This window comes from Aquimarina sp. EL_43, assembly GCF_943422735.1.
Classification (GTDB): Bacteria; Bacteroidota; Bacteroidia; order Flavobacteriales; family Flavobacteriaceae; genus Aquimarina; species Aquimarina megaterium.
The window spans coordinates 1771690-1790149 of sequence record NZ_CALSBR010000001.1; the positions used below are offsets into that span (position 1 = coordinate 1771690).

Annotated in this window: 19 protein-coding genes; 18 read left to right on the top strand and 1 reads right to left on the bottom strand. The window is 33.5% G+C overall.

Going from position 1 to position 18460, the window contains the following annotated elements; all coding sequences use genetic code 11:
• Nucleotides 1–14: 14 nt before the first annotated feature.
• The 18 genes from NNL09_RS07990 to fabF all read left to right on the top strand — a co-directional run bounded on the left by NNL09_RS07990 (nucleotide 15) and on the right by fabF (nucleotide 17854).
• Nucleotides 15–461: a polymer-forming cytoskeletal protein gene (locus tag NNL09_RS07990; protein ID WP_025665407.1), complete on the top strand. Its 447-nt coding sequence runs from the start codon at nucleotides 15–17 to the stop codon at nucleotides 459–461.
• 322 nt (nucleotides 462–783) lie between these two features.
• On the top strand, nucleotides 784–1014 hold the full coding sequence (locus NNL09_RS07995; protein WP_025665406.1) for an AtpZ/AtpI family protein: 231 nt from the start codon (nucleotides 784–786) through the stop codon (nucleotides 1012–1014).
• Nucleotides 1015–1605: 591 nt separating this feature from the next.
• A complete protein-coding gene (gene atpB, locus NNL09_RS08000) occupies nucleotides 1606–2682 on the top strand; it encodes a F0F1 ATP synthase subunit A (protein ID WP_196911010.1) in 1077 nt (358 codons plus the stop codon).
• A gap of 32 nt (nucleotides 2683–2714) precedes the next feature.
• Nucleotides 2715–2906 (top strand): ATP synthase F0 subunit C, encoded by a 192-nt coding sequence (atpE, locus tag NNL09_RS08005; protein WP_196911009.1) that lies wholly within the window; start codon nucleotides 2715–2717, stop codon nucleotides 2904–2906.
• Nucleotides 2907–2995: 89 nt separating this feature from the next.
• Nucleotides 2996–3496, top strand: coding sequence for a F0F1 ATP synthase subunit B (locus NNL09_RS08010; RefSeq protein WP_025665403.1), 501 nt, complete (start codon nucleotides 2996–2998; stop codon nucleotides 3494–3496).
• A 5-nt stretch (nucleotides 3497–3501) separates the two neighbouring features.
• The gene (atpH, locus tag NNL09_RS08015; RefSeq protein WP_025665402.1) at nucleotides 3502–4029 is read left to right on the top strand and encodes an ATP synthase F1 subunit delta; all 528 of its coding nucleotides are present in this window, start codon (nucleotides 3502–3504) and stop codon (nucleotides 4027–4029) included.
• A 68-nt stretch (nucleotides 4030–4097) separates the two neighbouring features.
• Nucleotides 4098–5678, top strand: coding sequence for a F0F1 ATP synthase subunit alpha (atpA, locus tag NNL09_RS08020; RefSeq protein WP_025665401.1), 1581 nt, complete (start codon nucleotides 4098–4100; stop codon nucleotides 5676–5678).
• Between the two features lie 123 nt (nucleotides 5679–5801).
• Nucleotides 5802–6662 (top strand): ATP synthase F1 subunit gamma, encoded by an 861-nt coding sequence (gene atpG / locus NNL09_RS08025; protein ID WP_025665400.1) that lies wholly within the window; start codon nucleotides 5802–5804, stop codon nucleotides 6660–6662.
• A 201-nt stretch (nucleotides 6663–6863) separates the two neighbouring features.
• Nucleotides 6864–7328, top strand: a complete 465-nt coding sequence (locus NNL09_RS08030) for a hypothetical protein (RefSeq protein WP_196911008.1) — start codon at nucleotides 6864–6866, stop codon at nucleotides 7326–7328.
• Between the two features lie 170 nt (nucleotides 7329–7498).
• A complete protein-coding gene (locus NNL09_RS08035; protein ID WP_196911007.1) occupies nucleotides 7499–9373 on the top strand; it encodes a hydrolase/aminopeptidase in 1875 nt (624 codons plus the stop codon).
• Between the two features lie 130 nt (nucleotides 9374–9503).
• Nucleotides 9504–10955 carry an oligosaccharide flippase family protein gene (locus tag NNL09_RS08040; protein WP_196911006.1) on the top strand — a complete coding sequence of 484 codons (1452 nt, stop codon included), beginning with the start codon at nucleotides 9504–9506 and terminating at the stop codon, nucleotides 10953–10955.
• 75 nt (nucleotides 10956–11030) lie between these two features.
• Entirely contained in the window at nucleotides 11031–11465 is a 435-nt protein-coding gene (dut, locus tag NNL09_RS08045; RefSeq protein WP_196911005.1) for a dUTP diphosphatase, read from the top strand.
• 34 nt (nucleotides 11466–11499) lie between these two features.
• Nucleotides 11500–12516, top strand: a complete 1017-nt coding sequence (locus NNL09_RS08050) for a sugar phosphate nucleotidyltransferase (protein ID WP_196911004.1) — start codon at nucleotides 11500–11502, stop codon at nucleotides 12514–12516.
• Between the two features lie 36 nt (nucleotides 12517–12552).
• Complete coding sequence (locus NNL09_RS08055) at nucleotides 12553–13926, top strand: tetratricopeptide repeat protein (RefSeq protein WP_196911003.1); 1374 nt, start codon at nucleotides 12553–12555, stop codon at nucleotides 13924–13926.
• A gap of 7 nt (nucleotides 13927–13933) precedes the next feature.
• Nucleotides 13934–14707 (top strand): DUF4292 domain-containing protein, encoded by a 774-nt coding sequence (locus NNL09_RS08060; protein ID WP_196911002.1) that lies wholly within the window; start codon nucleotides 13934–13936, stop codon nucleotides 14705–14707.
• Entirely contained in the window at nucleotides 14704–15933 is a 1230-nt protein-coding gene (locus NNL09_RS08065; RefSeq protein ID WP_025665392.1) for a murein hydrolase activator EnvC, read from the top strand. The genes NNL09_RS08060 and NNL09_RS08065 overlap by 4 nt, the downstream gene beginning before the upstream one ends.
• A 73-nt stretch (nucleotides 15934–16006) precedes the next feature.
• The gene (locus NNL09_RS08070) at nucleotides 16007–16555 is read left to right on the top strand and encodes a TetR/AcrR family transcriptional regulator (protein ID WP_196911001.1); all 549 of its coding nucleotides are present in this window, start codon (nucleotides 16007–16009) and stop codon (nucleotides 16553–16555) included.
• A gap of 51 nt (nucleotides 16556–16606) precedes the next feature.
• The gene (gene fabF, locus NNL09_RS08075; RefSeq protein WP_025665390.1) at nucleotides 16607–17854 is read left to right on the top strand and encodes a beta-ketoacyl-ACP synthase II; all 1248 of its coding nucleotides are present in this window, start codon (nucleotides 16607–16609) and stop codon (nucleotides 17852–17854) included.
• 31 nt (nucleotides 17855–17885) lie between these two features.
• Here the strand turns inward: fabF and NNL09_RS08080 are convergent, their stop codons facing one another.
• Nucleotides 17886–18395, bottom strand: a complete 510-nt coding sequence (locus NNL09_RS08080; protein WP_025665389.1) for an acyl-CoA thioesterase — start codon at nucleotides 18393–18395, stop codon at nucleotides 17886–17888.
• Nucleotides 18396–18460 lie beyond the last annotated feature (65 nt).

An 18460-nucleotide genomic window follows, 5' to 3' on the forward strand; every position in this document is an offset into this window, starting at 1 on the left:
CCCCCTTATATATTATGTTTTCAGACAATAAAAAAGGAAGAGACTACGGCAGTACGACCGATTTCTCTCGTAACCAAAACAAAATCTCAGAAGGAACTAAAATCGTAGGAGATGTTATTTCTGAAGGTGGTTTTAGAATTGAAGGTACTATCGAAGGAACTTTTAAAACTACTGGCAAAGTAGTAGTAGGAACATCAGGCTTTATTAAAGGTACGTTAGAGTGCTCTGATGCAGATTTCGAAGGTAAGTTCTCAGGAACTCTTAACGTATCAAATACCTTATCTTTAAAACCAACGGCACATATCGAAGGCGAAGTTACTGTGGGTAAATTAGCTGTTGAACCAGGAGCAAACTTTAATGCATCTTGTTCTATGAAAGGTAATGTGAAATCTTTGAGCAAGCCTAGTGAACAGAAAACTTCACAATCGCAAACAGCACAAGGACAAGGAAAATCAGCTTAGATTAGAAGTTTGTATTTGCAGTATTAAGTTTTCTCTTGATTGAGTGAATACAAACTTCTAATATAAAAAATGTAACTATAGATAAAGGGCATGAAAAATATCAATTTCATAAGAACACTTACTAAAAAAATAGTTACAGGACACCAAAAAGGGAGTCTCCTTATAGAGCTGAAGGAGAAGAAAACTTCTCTTTAGTAAATAATCTCGAACGATTTAGTGATTACTTATTCTGGTCATGCTATTAGAGACGAGATCAGACAATAGATTTTCTGTATATTAGAATGTTTATTTAAAACGATGTTTTTTCTTAATAAAAGAAACCTTGAAAAATAATAATCGGGGTAAGAAAACCTTTAATAAATATATTGCCCTTACAGGAATAGCTTTCCAAATGGGAGCTACCATATTCCTATGTGCTTATGCCGGAAAAAAACTAGATGCCTACTACGAATTGGACAAACAATGGTTTACCATGGGGTTTATTCTTTTTGGGGTAACCGCTTCTATCTATCTGGTGATTAAGCAACTCAATCGGATTAATAAATCGGATTAATTACTTATTAGATTTTTAAATTTCTTAAATGTTTAGAAAATTTAGATATTTGAAGAGTTTATTTTTTTGAATAAAGAATTTTAATACGCTAATGGGAAAGAACGTATTCCGTTTTTTATTTCTTTTCACTATTGTAATAGCAGGCAGTTATTTGATCCATATGAGCATCATAAATGCCTTTTTACTCGAAAGAAATATTAATATTATCAAGCTTTCATATATATTCAATAGCACATTTACCTTTGTGTTTACTTTCATTATACTGTTACTAAGTAAAAAATTTAAAGACCAACTTGGTTTTATTTTTATGGCAGGTAGTCTTATAAAAATAGGAGTTTTTATTGCTATCAGTAAGCTTAGTGATTTCGAAATCAATAAAAATGTCTTTCTCGATTTTTTTATAGCCTATCTAATCTGTTTAATCCTCGAAGTCTATTATGTCTCGAAGATTTTGAATTCTGATAAATAATTGATTTTCAGAAACTTAATCATTTTACAATAATCTTAAACTTATTTAGTCAAAATAGTTTAAGAATCTAACATAATTATGTACATTTGCACCGAAATTTAGGAACCGAAATTTTACGCGTAATGCAAAAACATACTGTAGTTAAAATTTTATTGATTTTTAGTCTGGTCTTTACGACAGGAAACTTATTTGCCAAAGAATCCGAGAAAAAGGAAAATGAAGGAGAAGGAGGTTTAAAAGAACGAATCAAAGAATTTATAGATCATCACCTTCAAGACTCATATGATTTTACATTGTTTTCTGATGAAGAAGCAAACAAGCATTATGGCTTTCCTTTGCCTGTGATTTTATGGGATAATGGACTAAAAGTTTTTTCTTCCTCTAAGTTTCATCATGGTGAAACTGTTGCAGAAGTTGATGGTAATTATTATAAATTATACCATTCCAAAATATACAAAACAGATGCATCGGGAACGATCAGTTATGATGAAGATCATCATGCTACTAATGCAAAACCACTTGATTTTTCGATTACCAAAAATGTAGTAAGTATGCTATTAATTAGTTTACTTATGTTTTTTATGTTTAGAAGTCTTGCAAAATCATATAAGAAAAATAATGGTATTCCTACAGGTGTAGGACGTTTCTTAGAGCCTTTGGTTTTGTTTATAAGAGATGATATTGCTATCCCTAATATTGGTGAACATAAATATAAGAAGTACATGAGCTTTTTGCTTACCGTTTTCTTCTTTATTTGGTTTTTGAACCTTTTAGGAATGACTCCTCTGGGAGTAAATGTTACAGGAAATATTGCAGTAACTTTTGCATTGGCATTAATCGTGTTTTTAATCACTAATTTAACAGCGAATAAAAATTACTGGGGTCACATTTTCTGGATGCCAGGCGTGCCAACTTTTATGAAAGTTGTTTTAGCACCTATAGAATTGTTAGGAGTTTTTATCAAGCCATTTTCATTAATGATTCGTTTGTATGCAAACATGACTGCAGGTCACGTGGTACTAATGAGTATTATCGGAATGATATTCTTGTTTAAAAACTGGATCGGTGGTCCATTATCATTTGGATTAGCTTTTGCACTATCAATATTAGAATTATTGGTTGCAGCATTACAAGCTTATATATTTACGATGTTGTCTGCGTTATACTTTGGTATGGCAAATGAAGAGGCACATCACTAGAATTTGAACGTTTAATTTTTAATTATATAATTATGGAAATTCCAGGAATTGTTGGAGCAGGTTTAATCGTAATAGGTGCTGGTATTGGTATCGGTAGAATTGGTGGTCAGGCGATGGAAGCTATCGCTCGTCAGCCAGAAGCTTCTGGTAAGATACAAACAGCTATGCTTATTGCAGCTGCACTTATCGAGGGTATTGGATTTGCTGCGTTATTCGCATCTTAATTTACAAACAACAGCTATAACGGTTGGTTATAGCTGTTGTTAATTAGATTTTTTAAAATTAAACACTAAAGAAATTAATATAATTAATAATGGAGAAGTTAATAAATGATTTTTCGTTTGGTCTGTTTTTCTGGCAGATTTTAATCTTTGTAGGTTTACTATTATTATTAAGGAAATTTGCATGGAAACCTATTTTAGAGGCTGTTAGTAACCGTGAAGAAGGAATCAAAAATGCATTAGAATCTGCAGAAGAGGCAAGAAAAGAAATGCAAAACCTTCAGGCAGATAATGAGCGAATCTTAAATGAAGCGAGAGCAGAACGTGATGGGATGCTTAAAGAAGCTAGACAGCTTAAAGAAAATATGATTTCAGATGCTAAGTCTGAAGCGCAGGCAGAAGCCGATAAAATTGTAGCACAAGCACAAGCTACTATCGCTAGTGAGAAAAAGGCAGCAATTGCAGATCTTAAGAATCAGGTAGCAGGACTTTCTGTAGAGATTGCAGAAAAAGTAGTAAGAAAAGAATTATCTGGCAAAGGGAAACAACTAGAATTAGTTGAGTCTATGTTAGAGGATGTTACTTTAAATTAAACTAAATGAGTAGAGCAGCAATACGTTATGCTAAAGCAGTTTTGAGCTTGGCTCAGGATAAAAAAGCTACTGAAGATGTTCAGAAGGATATGCAAAGTATTATCGCGACAATTAGCGATAGCGCCGAGCTCAGAATGGTGTTAAATAGTCCGTTGATCAAAAGTGAAGTTAAACTTGCTTCATTGCGTGAGATTTTTAAGAGTACTGGTGAGATTACACAAAAACTTTTTGATGTATTAATCGAAAATAAAAGAGTGAATCTGTTAGACGATGTAGCTAAGCAATATAGTATTTTGTTTGATGAGTTAAACAATACTCAGGTTGCAAAAGTAACTACAGCAGTACCATTAGATAAAGGGTTAAGTGCTAAAGTTTTGGCTAAAATTAAAGAATTAACAGGTAACGAAGCTACAATAGAAAATGTAATCGATGAAAGTATTATCGGTGGATTTATTCTTAGAGTAGGTGATTTACAGTATAATGCAAGTATAGCAAATAAGCTTACAAACTTAAGAAGAGAATTAAGTAATTAATACATACGTTTATAAATTTAATAATAAGAGGATGAGTGTTTATACTCTTTCTTTCAAACTATTATAAAATGGCAGAAGTGAATCCTGCTGAAGTATCAGCAATATTAAAACAACAATTATCTGGATTTGAAGCATCAGCTTCATTAGAAGAGGTAGGAACAGTATTACAAATAGGGGATGGTATCGCTCGTGTATACGGATTGTCTAATGCTCAATATGGAGAATTAGTACAATTCGAATCTGGTTTAGAAGGTATCGTACTTAACTTAGAAGAAGATAATGTTGGGGTAGTACTTTTAGGTTCTTCAACCGAAGTTAAAGAAGGTGCAACTGTAAAACGTACACAACGTATCGCATCTATTAATGTTGGAGAAGGAATCGTAGGTCGTGTAGTGGATACATTAGGTAACCCTATCGATGGTAAAGGTGCAATCGAAGGAGAAACTTTCGAAATGCCATTAGAGCGTAAAGCTCCTGGTGTAGTTTTTCGTCAACCAGTAAATGAACCTCTTCAGACAGGGATCAAATCTATCGATGCGATGGTACCAGTAGGACGAGGACAACGTGAATTAGTTATTGGTGACCGTCAAACAGGTAAAACGACGGTTTGTATCGATACTATCCTTAATCAAAAAGAATTTTATGATGCTGGTGAACCAGTATACTGTATTTATGTTGCCATTGGGCAAAAAGCATCTACAGTAGCAGGTATCGCAAAAGTATTAGAAGATAAAGGAGCAATGGCATATACAACTATTGTAGCGGCTAATGCTTCAGATCCTGCTCCAATGCAGGTATATGCTCCATTTGCTGGTGCTGCGATCGGAGAATATTTCCGTGATACAGGACGTCCTGCTCTAATCATCTATGATGATTTATCAAAACAAGCGGTAGCATATCGTGAGGTATCTTTATTATTACGTCGTCCACCAGGTCGTGAGGCTTATCCTGGAGACGTTTTCTATCTTCACTCTAGATTATTAGAGCGTTCTGCAAAAGTAATTGCAGATGATACTATTGCTAAGGATATGAATGACCTTCCTGATTCTTTAAAAGATAAAGTAAAAGGAGGAGGATCATTAACTGCATTACCAATTATCGAAACGCAAGCAGGTGATGTATCTGCATATATCCCTACAAACGTAATTTCGATTACAGATGGTCAGATATTCTTAACATCAGATTTATTTAACTCTGGTGTACGTCCGGCAATTAATGTGGGTATTTCTGTATCTCGTGTAGGAGGATCTGCACAGATTAAATCAATGAAAAAAGTAGCAGGTACGCTAAAATTAGATCAAGCACAGTTTCGTGAATTAGAAGCATTTGCTAAGTTTGGATCTGACCTTGATGCGGCTACCTTAAACGTAATCGAAAAAGGAAAGCGTAACGTAGAGATTCTTAAGCAAGCACAGAATGATCCATATACAGTAGAAGATCAGATTGCAATCATCTATGCAGGTTCTAAAAACCTATTAAGAGATGTACCTGTAAATAAAATAAAAGAATTTGAAAGTGATTATATAGAATATCTTAATGCCAAGCATAGAGATACACTAGATACTTTAAAAGCAGGAAAATTAACAGACGAGGTAATCGATGTGTTAATGGCTGCTTGTAAAGAAATTTCAGCAAAATATAAAAACTAGTATTAAAGTACAGCGTATTAGATTCTAATACGCTGTACTTAATAAAATAAAGTTTACTATTTAGAATGGTGTTGATCTAGAAAGTGCTCATTACTAACTACTCAATACTCAATACTAAGAAAAATGGCAAATTTAAAAGAATTACGTAGTAGAATTACCTCTGTATCTTCAACGATGCAAATTACAAGTGCCATGAAAATGGTATCTGCAGCAAAGTTGAATAAGGCACAGATGGCGATTACTGCAATGCGTCCTTATGCAGATAAACTTACCGAGCTATTGCAAAGCTTAAGTGCTTCGCTAGAAGGAGATAGTGCAAGTACATATGCAGAAGAACGTGAAGTGAATAAAGTGTTGATAGTAGCAATTGCTTCTAATCGTGGTCTAGCCGGTGCTTTTAACTCTAATATTGTTAAAGCTGTAAGAGAGCTATATCAAAATGAATACGCAGGTAAACAAGTTGATTTTGTTACTATAGGTAAAAAAGTTAATGATGTTGTTTCAAAAACACATACAGTAGTAGCAAATAAAAGCTCGGTGTATGATGATCTTACTTTTGCTAATGTTGCGGATATCGCCGAAGAATTAATGGAGCTGTTTACTAATGGTTCTTGCGATAAGATCGTTATTGTGTATAATAAATTTAGAAATGCAGCTTCTCAGGATGTTACTACAGAGCAATTCTTACCAATTGTGCCAATAGAAAGTGATAAGAATGTAAATCTAGATTATATCTTCGAACCTTCTAAAGAAGAAATTGTAGAGCAATTAATTCCTAAGTCACTTAAGACGCAATTGTATAAAGCAATACGAGACTCATTTGCATCAGAACATGGAGCACGTATGACAGCGATGCATAAAGCAACAGATAATGCTACAGAGCTTAGAGACGCGCTTAAGTTGTCATATAACAAAGCAAGACAAGCTTCTATTACTAATGAAATTCTCGAAATTGTTGGTGGTGCCGAAGCCTTAAATAACTAATTGTAGTTTAATATTAATTCAGTCTGGCTAGAATTATTATAATAAAATACCAAGACCTCATAAGTTTTCTTATGAGGTTTTTTGTTTTTTCAACAGGTGTTTTGCCTATTTCCCTATCTTTAGTGAAACTAAAATTACCAGAACTATAGTTTTTGGTATCAATTTTGTTTTTAAATGCTTAAAATATCAAAAATGATAAATTTGAGAACAATAAGTACAACAATTGGTATTTTATTAATACTGATTACACATATACAATGTGCCAGCAGTCAGCAAATAGATATGAAAACACCGATAGTCATTAAAGATGTTTATTTTCAGAAATGGGTAGCTGGCGTTGAAGGCGGAGGTTCTGGTTTTATGCTATATATAGAAGTTAATTCGACATCAGATGTGCAATTAGAGTATGCGTATTTTAAAGGTAAAAAGATAGAACTGGGACATAAAACTAATGAACTTGTATATGTAGGTCATCATACTTATCCTTCTAGAAGACAAGATCTGATTATGAGTGACGATCCTAAGCAAGAGTTTAAGAACCAGTTGCCGGCAGTTGAAAAAAAGCCTCCTTTCGAACTTAAAGCTAATGAGTGCATTGTTGCGTATACCAAAAAGGGTAAAAAAGGGTATTTTAAATTAAATAATGTACCCGAAAAAGAAGAATAATAAGTTGAATTGCTGTACTATTTTTTTGCCCAGTACACCTATTTTTAATACTATTGGAAATTGTAAAGAAAAACTAGTCATGTATTGCATTTAAAATGACAATACGTAACTAGAAATACCATTTTTTGAATAAAAGAGAATAATCAACACTATAAATCTATAAATAGGAAATGAAAAAAGTAATTACTTTATTGGTGTGTACAATACTAATGTTAGGAAGTTGTGCCGACGCTAAAAAGGAAAAAACAGAATTGAAAAAGGAAGCTTCTTTGTCTAAGTATGAAGAAGAGTCACATTCTTTTGCACAGCCAAATAAAGCCGCAATAAAACATTTAGATTTAGATATAGATGTTGATTTTGAAAAAGAAATCATTAACGGAAATGCCACTTATCAAATAGAAAACAACAACGCTTCAGAAGTCATTTTGGATGTTAAGTTTTTGGAAATTGAAAATGTAAAGGCAGATGGGGTTGATACCAAGTTTGTATTAGGAAGTTTTGATGAATACATGGGGCAGCCACTAAAAATTGATATTCAAAACACTACAAAAACAATAACAATTCAATATAAAACTACGAATAAGACTGAAGCATTACAATGGTTAAGCCCACAACAAACTGCCGATAAAACACATCCTTTCTTATTTACACAGGGGCAAGCAATATTAACTAGAACTTGGATTCCTATACAGGATAGTCCTCAGATAAGAATAACGTATAATGCTACAGTAAGTGTTCCATCAGATCTGATGGCAGTGATGAGTGCAGAAAACCCAAAAGAGAAAACAGAAAATGGAGAGTATCGATTTAGAATGAAACAGCCTATCTCTCCGTATCTCATTGCACTAGCAGTTGGGGATATTGAGTATAAGGCGATTAGTGAGAGAACAGGAGTCTATGCTGAGAAATCTATGGTAGATGCCGTTCATAATGAGTTTTCGGATATGGAAAAAATGGTTGTTGCGGCCGAAAAATTATACGGAGAATATGCCTGGGAGCAATTTGATGTGATCGTATTACCACCAAGTTTTCCTTTTGGAGGAATGGAAAACCCACGTTTGACTTTTGCTACCCCAACACTAATAGCAGGAGATAAAAGTTTAACATCTGTTATAGCACATGAATTGGCACATTCATGGTCTGGGAATTTGGTTACTAATTCAACTTGGGATGATTTTTGGCTTAATGAAGGGTTTACAGTTTATTTTGAAACCCGTATTATGGAAGAATTGTATGGAGTAGACAGGGCAAATATGTTAGCATTAATTAGTAGACAAAGTTTGGATGATGAAATAGAGGGTTTTAAAGCAACACCAGATGAGACTAAATTAAAACTGAACTTAAAAGGGCGAAATCCTGATGATGGAATGAATAGTATTGCCTATGAGAAAGGATACTTATTTTTAAGAACATTAGAAGAAACAGTAGGGCGTGAAAAATTCGATAAATTCCTTAACAATTACTTTCAAACACATGCTTTCTCTACCATAAGTACAGAGAAATTCCTTGTTTTTTTGAATGAAAATTTATTGAGTAAAGAGAATATTAAATTTAATGCAGATGAGTGGATTTATAAAGCAGGTGTTCCGAATAATGAAGCGATTGCAAAATCAGACAAATTTGATAAGGTCTTAGAAGCGTTAACACAATTTATCGCAGATAATAAGGTAGATGTAAAAATTACCGAAAATTGGACAACTCAGGAATGGGTATATTTTGTCCGTAATTTTCCAAAAGATATAAATAAAAAACATTTAGCCATGTTTGATAAAGCTTTTGATCTAACGAATGCAACCAACTCTTATATTGCAATGGTTTGGTACGAACAATCCATAAATCATGATTACCATGGTAATCATGTAGATAAAAAAATTGAAGATTTTCTTATTACTGTAGGACGTCGTTGGTATGTTTCTACTATTTTTAAAGCGTATCAACGAAACAATAAAACAAAAGAAGCATTACTTATTTATGAGAAAGCGCGACCAAACTATCATTCTGTCACTGTAAATACTATTGATGATATTTTAGGTGTTAAGGAGTAGTGTTTAGTAACGAACTCGTTTAAGTTTTTTGGCCAATAGAAAAAAACTTAAACGAGTTTGTTGGTAAGAAAAACGGGTCAATACGTAAGACAAAAAAATTGTATTTTTACAGTTATAAGTACACCACCAATTGAGCATATTTCAAAAACTCTTTAAGCAAACTTTTATCTATGGGCTGGCAACAGTGCTTCCTCGTATGTTGTCTTTTTTGTTAGTCCCTCTGTATACAGATCTGTTGCCAACAGGAGAATACGGTAAGATTTCTATTATATTTTCGTATTTCGTATTATTCAATGTTATACTGGCTTATGGTATGGAAACCGCTTTTTTTAGATTTTTTAATAAAGAGTCTGATAAAGATGCAGTAGTAAGTACATCTGCAATATCTTTGGTGATCTCATCATTTTGTTTTTTTGTTTTAGCCTTGCTATTTAGAAACCAAATAGCAATACTTACCGATATAAGAGTTGATTACATTACTTTAGTAATTTGGATCCTTTTATTAGACGCTTTAGTAATTATCCCCTTTGCATGGCTAAGAGCAAATGAAAAGCCAATGCGCTATTCATTGATTAAAATTCTAAATGTAATCGTTAACCTGGGGCTGAATGTCTTTCTATTACTCTACTTAAAGACATTATCAAAAGATTTTTCGATACTAAAGAGTATCACAATAGAGAATTATGAGATCAATTATATCTTCGTTTCTAATTTGATTGCGAGTGGATTAACATTAGTATTATTGATTCCTTTCTATAGTAAGATTAAGTATCGTTTTAACCGAGTGCTTTGGAAAAAAATGATGAACTACGCTTTTCCGATTCTTATAGCAGGAGTTGCATACTCTATTAATGAAACGTTTGATAGAATTTTGTTGGATTACCTGTTGCCAGAAGATGTAGCTGATCATTTGGTAGGCGTATATTCTGCTTGTTATAAACTAGCATTGTTTATGACTTTGTTTGCTACAGCTTTTAGATTAGGAATAGAACCATTTTTCTTTAACTACTCCGAAAATAAGAATGCTCCCGAAACCTATGCCAGAATTACTAAATACTTTGTGGCTTTTGGGGCGGTTATTTTGCTTGGGGTGGTCGTTTTTGTACATTTATTAAAAGGTTTCATCATAAGAGATCAGGCATATTGGGAGGCCGTTAAAATTGTTCCGATAATTTTATTAGCCAATCTCTGCCTTGGGATATATCATAACCTTTCTGTATGGTATAAAATTACCGATAGAACTAAGTTTGGAGCCTATATTTCTGTAATAGGGGCTATAATTACATTAGTATTAAACTTTATTATGATACCAAAATATAGTTACCTTGGATCGGCTATAGCAACACTAGCAGCTTATGGATCTATGATGATGTTATCATGGTATTATGGCAAAAAATATTATCCCATTCCTTATAACCTTAAGAAGATAGGAATGTATCTTTCTATATCCATTACCTTTTCGATTTTATCATTTTATGTTTTTGATAGTAATTATATAATTTCTATCCCATTGTTACTTGGGTTTTTAGTAATTTTGTACGCCTCAGAAAAGAAAGAATTAAAACAAATTTTAAAAAGATAAGTCCGGTTAAAATTTTGACTCTTGCCGCTTATGGCATAGTAGTCTAGCTTTTTTACAGGATAATAGTATGTCAATATGCAGATAAAAATAATTAATCAATCATCTCACGATCTACCTCATTACGAAACTATTGCTTCGGCAGGAATGGATCTAAGAGCACATATAACAGAATCAATAACGCTAAAACCACTAGAGCGTACAATTGTAAAAACCGGATTATTTATAGAGTTACCGGTTGGGTATGAAGCACAAGTGCGTCCACGCAGTGGATTAGCAGCCAAAAAAGGGATTACAGTACTTAATGCACCAGGAACAATAGATGCAGATTACCGGGGAGAGATTGGGGTAATTTTAGTAAATCTGTCGAATGAAGATTTTACTATTAAGAATGGAGAACGAGTGGCCCAAATGGTAATTGCAAAACACGAACGAGCAGAATGGATCGAAGTAACAGAATTATCAGAAACAACTAGAGGAGAAGGAGGATTTGGAAGTACAGGAGTTAAATAGAATAACAATCATCATAAAACCAATTTAAAATCGCATGAAAATTATAGTACCAATGGCAGGAAGAGGATCTAGACTAAGACCTCATACGCTCACAGTTCCTAAACCATTAATTCCGGTTGCCGGAAAACCAATAGTACATCGGTTAGTATCAGATATTGCTAAAGTTTTAGGAGAACCAGTTGAGGAAGTAGCCTTTGTATTGGGTGATCCCGCATTTTTTGGAGATGATGTAGTAGAAAGTTTAACCATATTAGCAGAAAGCCTAGGAGCAAAAGCATCTATTTATAGACAGGATCAACCCCTGGGAACAGGGCATGCTATTATGTGCGCCAAAGAATCTTTGTCTGGACCCGCAGTAATTGCTTATGCAGATACACTAATTAGAGCAGATTTTAACCTCGATAAAAATGCAGACTCTGTAATTTGGGTAAAGCAAGTAGACCAACCAGAAGCTTATGGCGTCGTAAAACTAAACGATAATAACGAGATTGTAGAATTAGTAGAAAAACCTAAAGAATTTGTGTCCGACCTGGCAGTAATAGGTATATACTATTTTAAAGATGTGGCAGTTCTTAAAAACGAATTGCAGTATGTTCTGGATAATAATATCATTAATGGGGGAGAATACCAGATTAATGATGGAATTAAAAGAATGATGAGTAACGGAAAAGTATTTGTAACCGGACAGGTAGATGAATGGATGGACTGCGGAAACAAAAATGTTACCGTAGAAACAAATACAAGAATGCTTGGGTTTTTACAGAAAGATGGAGAACATTTGGTTAGTAATGAAGTTACACAAGAAAACTCAACTGTTATAGCTCCATGCTATTTGGGTGAAGGAGTAACATTAAAAAACGCGACTATTGGACCTAATGTTTCTATAGGAAATGGGTGTACAATCGAGAATGCGATAATCAAAAATAGTTTGATTCAGACCAAAACTGTCATAAAAAATGCTAACTTAGACAATGCTATGATTGGAAACAATGCTGTTTATGATGGAAACTTCACTACAGTGAGTATTGGAGACTATTCTGTTTTGGAATAATTTATGATGCAATATCAGTATTGCAGAACACAGTTTATGATTAACTATTGGAAACATATATGTCTTTTATTTCTATTCTTTTGGAGTGGGAGTACTATGGTTCTATCTCAGGATATAGAGCCTAAACAAGAGATAAATATAGACGATCTAGGAAATGTTTCTGACGAATTTCAAGAGAATTTTTTTGAGGCGCTAAAACAAAAAGCGATTACCAATTACGATAAGGCAATTGAAGCCTTAGAGAAATGTATAAAAATTGACCCTAAACCCGATTTTTTATATTTAGAATTAGGTAAGAATTATTTAGAGCTAAAACGATATCAGGATGCAGAAGATAATTTCGTAAAAGTATTAGATGCTAAGCCCAATAACAGGTTTCTTCTCGAGCTTTTGTTCGAAGTTTATTTTCAACAACGAAAATATCAAGAATCGATAGGAGTAGTAGAAAAGTTAGTTGCATTCAATCCCATGTTCAAGGAACAGTTGGCGAATTTGTATTTTCTAGAAAAACGATATGAAGAAGCATTAATCGCTCTGGATGAATTAGATGATGAATTTGGAGCCGATGATTATCGCAATAGGTTACGAAAAAGGATCTCCTCAAAAATTATTAATCCCAATAGTCAAATTAGTAGACTAGAGCAAAAAATAAAAGAAAAACCTAAGGTAGAGCAGAATTATTTAAACCTGATCTATCTGTATAGTAAGGATAATCAAAAAGAAAAAGCATTTGAAACGGCTAAATTACTATTAAAGAAAAAGCCAAAATCAGAATTCGTACATCTGGCACTGTATAAATTTTATCTTGAAGAAAATAATTTTGAACAAGCTATTAGTTCGATGAAGATTGCTTTAAAAAGTAATAAAATAGATGTCGAATCAAAATATAAAGTGATTAACGATTTTTTACCGTTTCTAGATAAGAATCCTCAATACGAATCTCAATTAACAGATGTTGTTTCGTTGCTCTCTAATGGTCAGAATAATGGAAAAGTCTTTACAGAGTTAGGCCATTATTACTATAAAAAAGACAAAAAGGAGCAAGCACTCAATTTTTATGAACGAGGAATTAAAAGTAATGCCAATGACTTTGTATTGCTAAAAAGAATATTACTATTACAACTAGATTTAAAGCGATATGAAAAAGTAGAAATAGGAAGCGAATTAGCTTTAGAAATGTATCCTGCACAACCTATTTTCTATTTGGCCAATGGCGTAGCATTAATTCATCTCGAAAAAGCGGCAGAAGCTATCGAGATTCTTACTATAGGTATAGATTACGTAATAGATGACCTAAAGATGGAATCAGACTTTTACCAACAAATAAGTGAGGCATATCGCAACTTGGGAGATACTACAAAAGCTTCAGAATATCAACAAAAAGTAAATCAACTTCAGAAAAAATCATAAGCGGGTAATGAACAGAATATTTTATCTATTGTGCATTGCTATGATGATGCTTAATTCTTGTAAAGGAACCAAAGCGGTAAGTGCGTCGGGAATCAAAAAACTAAATGCAGAAAAAATAATTGCAAATCACTACAATCGATCTTTTAATTTTAAAACACTTAATACTCGTATAAAAGTAAGATACGATGATGGCAAACAATCTTATAGCCCTAATGCTACACTGCGAATAGAAAAAGATAAAACCATTTGGATTAGTGTAAAGATGTTGGGTATTACGTTGGCAAAGGCGCTAATAACACCAGAAAAAGTAAGCTACTACGAGAAAATTAACAACACCTATTTTGAAGGAGATTTTAAATTGCTAAGCGATTGGCTGGGCACAGATCTGGATTATAATAAAGTACAGCAGATGCTTTTAGGACAAGCATTGTTTAACTTAAGAAACGATAAATATAAATCTTCAATAACAGGAAAAGGGTATCAATTACGACCTAAGACAGAATTAGCACTTTTTGAACGTTTGTTTTTAATACATCCCGATACCTTCAAAATGTACTCGCAACGATTAAAACAACCTATCGAAAATAGAGATCTAACGATTAATTATAAAAGCTATCAAAAAGTAGGAAATCAGGATTTTCCGAAAGAAATCTATATTGAAGCGTTGCAGGAAAAAGAAAAAACCATGATTGAGATAGATTATAAAACGGTAGATTACAATGCTAAGGTGAGTTTTCCGTTTAAAATACCATCAGGGTATAAGCAAGTCACTATTCAATGAGGTTTTTAAAGATTATATATTTCGTAGGTTTATTATTGGTTTGTAGTCCATCTTTTTCTCAAAGTAGCAAACAACAACAGCTCGAAGAAGAGCGCCAACGACTTAGAGAAGAGATTGAACAAATGAAAGAGCTACGTGCTAATAACAAGCGTAAAGAGCGTTCTGTTCTTTATGAAGTAGAAACGATCAATTCACAGATAGGAACACGTAAAAACCTAATAAAAATTACGAATCAACAGGCTAATTTATTGACTCGGGAGATCAATACGAATTTTAAAAAAATAGAGGCGTATCGTAAGGAACTTACAGCACTTAAAAAGGATTATGCTAAGATGATTTCAAAATCATATAAGAGTAAATCCCATCAAAGTAGAATTATGTTTTTACTTTCTTCTTCAGATTTTTCTCAAGCCTATAAGCGATTACAATATATGAAACAGTATAATGAACATCGCAAAGAACAGGCAGATCGAATAGAAAACAACACAAGAGAACTTCAAACTTTAAATACAGATCTGTCGAGACAAAAAAAAGAAAAGCAAGTACTAATCGAGGAGAATCGCGAAGAACAGAATAAGCTTAAAGCAGAAAAAAAGGAGCAGCAAATTTTGATGACTTCTATTCGCAAAAAACAAGGTACCTACACAAAGCAAATCAAAGAAAAAGAACAACAAGCTAGTGCTATTGATAAAGCGATTGAGAAGTTAATTAGAGAAGCAATTGCTAGAGCTAATAAAAAAGCAGGTAAAAAAGTAACCAAAAAGGGGTCTGCAACCACATTTGCACTTACTGCAGAGGCCAAAATATTAGCTGATAATTTTACATCTAATAAAGGAAAATTACCTTGGCCTGTAGGAACAGGAAGAATAACAAAGAAATTTGGGCGTCAGCCTCATCCTACGCTCCCTAATATACAAATTAATAGTAGTGGGGTAGAAATTGAAACGAGGTCGGGAGAACCTGCGAGAGCCATTTTTGAAGGAGAAGTAATCGCCATACAAAAACTTAAAGGAGCGAGTCGTTTGATACAAATACGACATGGTAATTATATCACTACCTACTATAATATTGAGAATATTAGTGTTAAAGAAGGGCAAAAAGTATCAACAAAACAAGCAATAGGTGAGGTGCGCACCAACCCAACAACTGGTAGAGCGATTATGAAATTCTTAATCTACCAAAATGCAAAACGATTAAACCCTCAAAGTTGGATTTATAAGATGTAATTAAGTAGGTAGAAACTATTTTTATATCTTTATTCTTTGCATTCTTACTTACTAGTAAGTATATTTGAAAACTATGTCTGATAAGAAAATAGAAATAATAGATCTGGCAGAAAAACTAATTAGAACTAAAGGATATAATGCCTTTAGTTATAAGGATATATCTGTGCCATTACAAATAAAGAATGCTGCGGTGCATTATCATTTTCCAAAAAAATCTGATCTGGGAGAAGAAATTATTCTTAGAACAAGAAATGAATTTCAGAAAAAACACATAGAATGGGAACAATGTTTACCAAAAGAAAAGCTAAATAATTTTATTGCTCTTTATGAGAAAAACCAATCTCTTAACTTGGTTTGTTTGGTAGGAGCATTGGGTTCTTCTTATGAATCTTTACCAGAAAATATGCAGAATTCACTAACAAAGATGAGTGAGGAAATTCGTAGCTGGATGCAGATGGTCCTTAAAGAAGGTCTTAAAAACAAAGAATTTAATTTTATGGAGACGGCCGAGGAAAAAACTGATGTTGTTATAGCAGCTTTACTTTCATCGCTGATCCTTGATAAAGTTATCCAGAAAAATATTTTAAAATCTGTTAAGGCTTCAATATTGAAGAGTATATAATTTTTTTTAACCATTTAAACTTACTTATTAGTAAGTATAATTTATGTTAATATGAAAGAAAAAAGAGTTGTAATTACTGGTTTAGGCGCTATAACCCCTCTTGGAAATTCGGTAGAAGAATTTTGGGATAATGCAATTAATGCTAAAAGTGGAGCTGTAAGAATTTCAAAATTCGATCCGTCTTTATTTAAAACTCAGTTTGCTTGTGAGGTGAAAGAATTTGATCCACAAAAATACTTGGAACGAAATGAAATTAGAAAAAGTGACTTATTTACTCAATATGCATTATACGCAGCAACAGAGGCGTTTGAAGATTCAAAAATTGATGTAAACTCAATATCTCCTTTCGATATTGGAGTGATCTGGGGTACTGGACAAGGAGGTATGAATACTTTTGAAAAAGAAGTAAGAGGATATATTGAGAATAGTAATACTCCTCGATTTAATCCATTTTTTGTACCTAAACTCATATCGAATATGGCTTCGGGGATGATTTCTATGAAATTTAAACTAATGGGGATTAATTATACTACAGTTTCTGCTTGCGCTACTTCAAACTCAGCCATAATGGATGCTTATAACTATATAAAATTTGGGAAGGCAAAAGTATTTATAACTGGTGGGTCTGAGGCTCCAATTACAGAGGCTTCGATAGGTGGATTTAATGCAATGAGAGCAATGTCTACCAGAAATGATAACCCAAGCGAGGCTTCAAGGCCTTTTGATAGCGAGAGAGATGGTTTCGTAATGGGAGAAGGAGCAGGAGCACTGGTTATCGAAGATCTTGATCATGCTAAAAAAAGAGGAGCTAAAATTTATGCCGAAATCATAGGTGCTTCGATGACTGCAGATGCATATCACATGACAGCAACACATCCAGAGGGGCTTGGAGCGGCAAAAGCTATAGAGCTTGCTTTGCATGAAGCAAAAATTAATCCTGAAGAAGTTGATTATTTAAATACGCATGCTACCTCAACCCCAGTTGGAGATTTAAGTGAAATCAAAGCAATCACAAAAATTTACGGAAATGCACCCGAAAACCTTAAAATTAGTGCGACCAAATCTATGACAGGCCATTTACTTGGTGCCGCTGGTGCAATCGAGAGTATATTATGTGTTAAAGCTATTAATGAGGGGATTGTTCCACCAACCATTAATACGAATACTATTGCTAAGGAAATTCCTGGAAACCTAAATATTATTACAAAAGAAGCTATAACAGGAACTATCAATATTGCTATGAACAACACATTTGGTTTCGGAGGTCATAATGCAATCGCAATATTTAAAAAGATCTGATATTCTTTAACAAGAAATAATAATGAGCAATCTATACAAACAATGCTTTTAACTCTGTAGCATCACTAGGATTCATTTTTCCTGCCAAAACCAAGCTCAATTGCTTACGACGTAAAGCCGCATCATACCGTTGTTTTTCGAGTGCTGTTTCTGGTTTTATTGAAGGGACAGCTACGGGGCTTCCACTTTCGTTTACAGCAACAAAGGTATAGATAGCTTCATTAGCTTTAGTTTTATCTCCACTCTGGCGATCTTCTACCCACACATCTATATACACCTCCATAGACGATCTAAAGGCTCTAGAAACTTTTGCTTCGACAGTTACAACACTACCCAGTGGAATAGCCTTATTAAAAGCAACATGATTTACAGAAGCAGTAACTACAATTCGTCTAGAATGCCTACCTGCTGCAATTCCTGCTGCACGATCCATGCGAGCTAAAAGTTCTCCTCCAAATAAGTTATTTAAAGGGTTGGTTTCTCCTGTTAGTACCAAATCGGTTAAAGTAGTAAGAGATTCTGAAGGATGTCTGGATTCCATGCAATTTTAAATTTTTGCAAAGATATGCGGTAATACCATAATGAGAAAATAACAACAGGTATAAT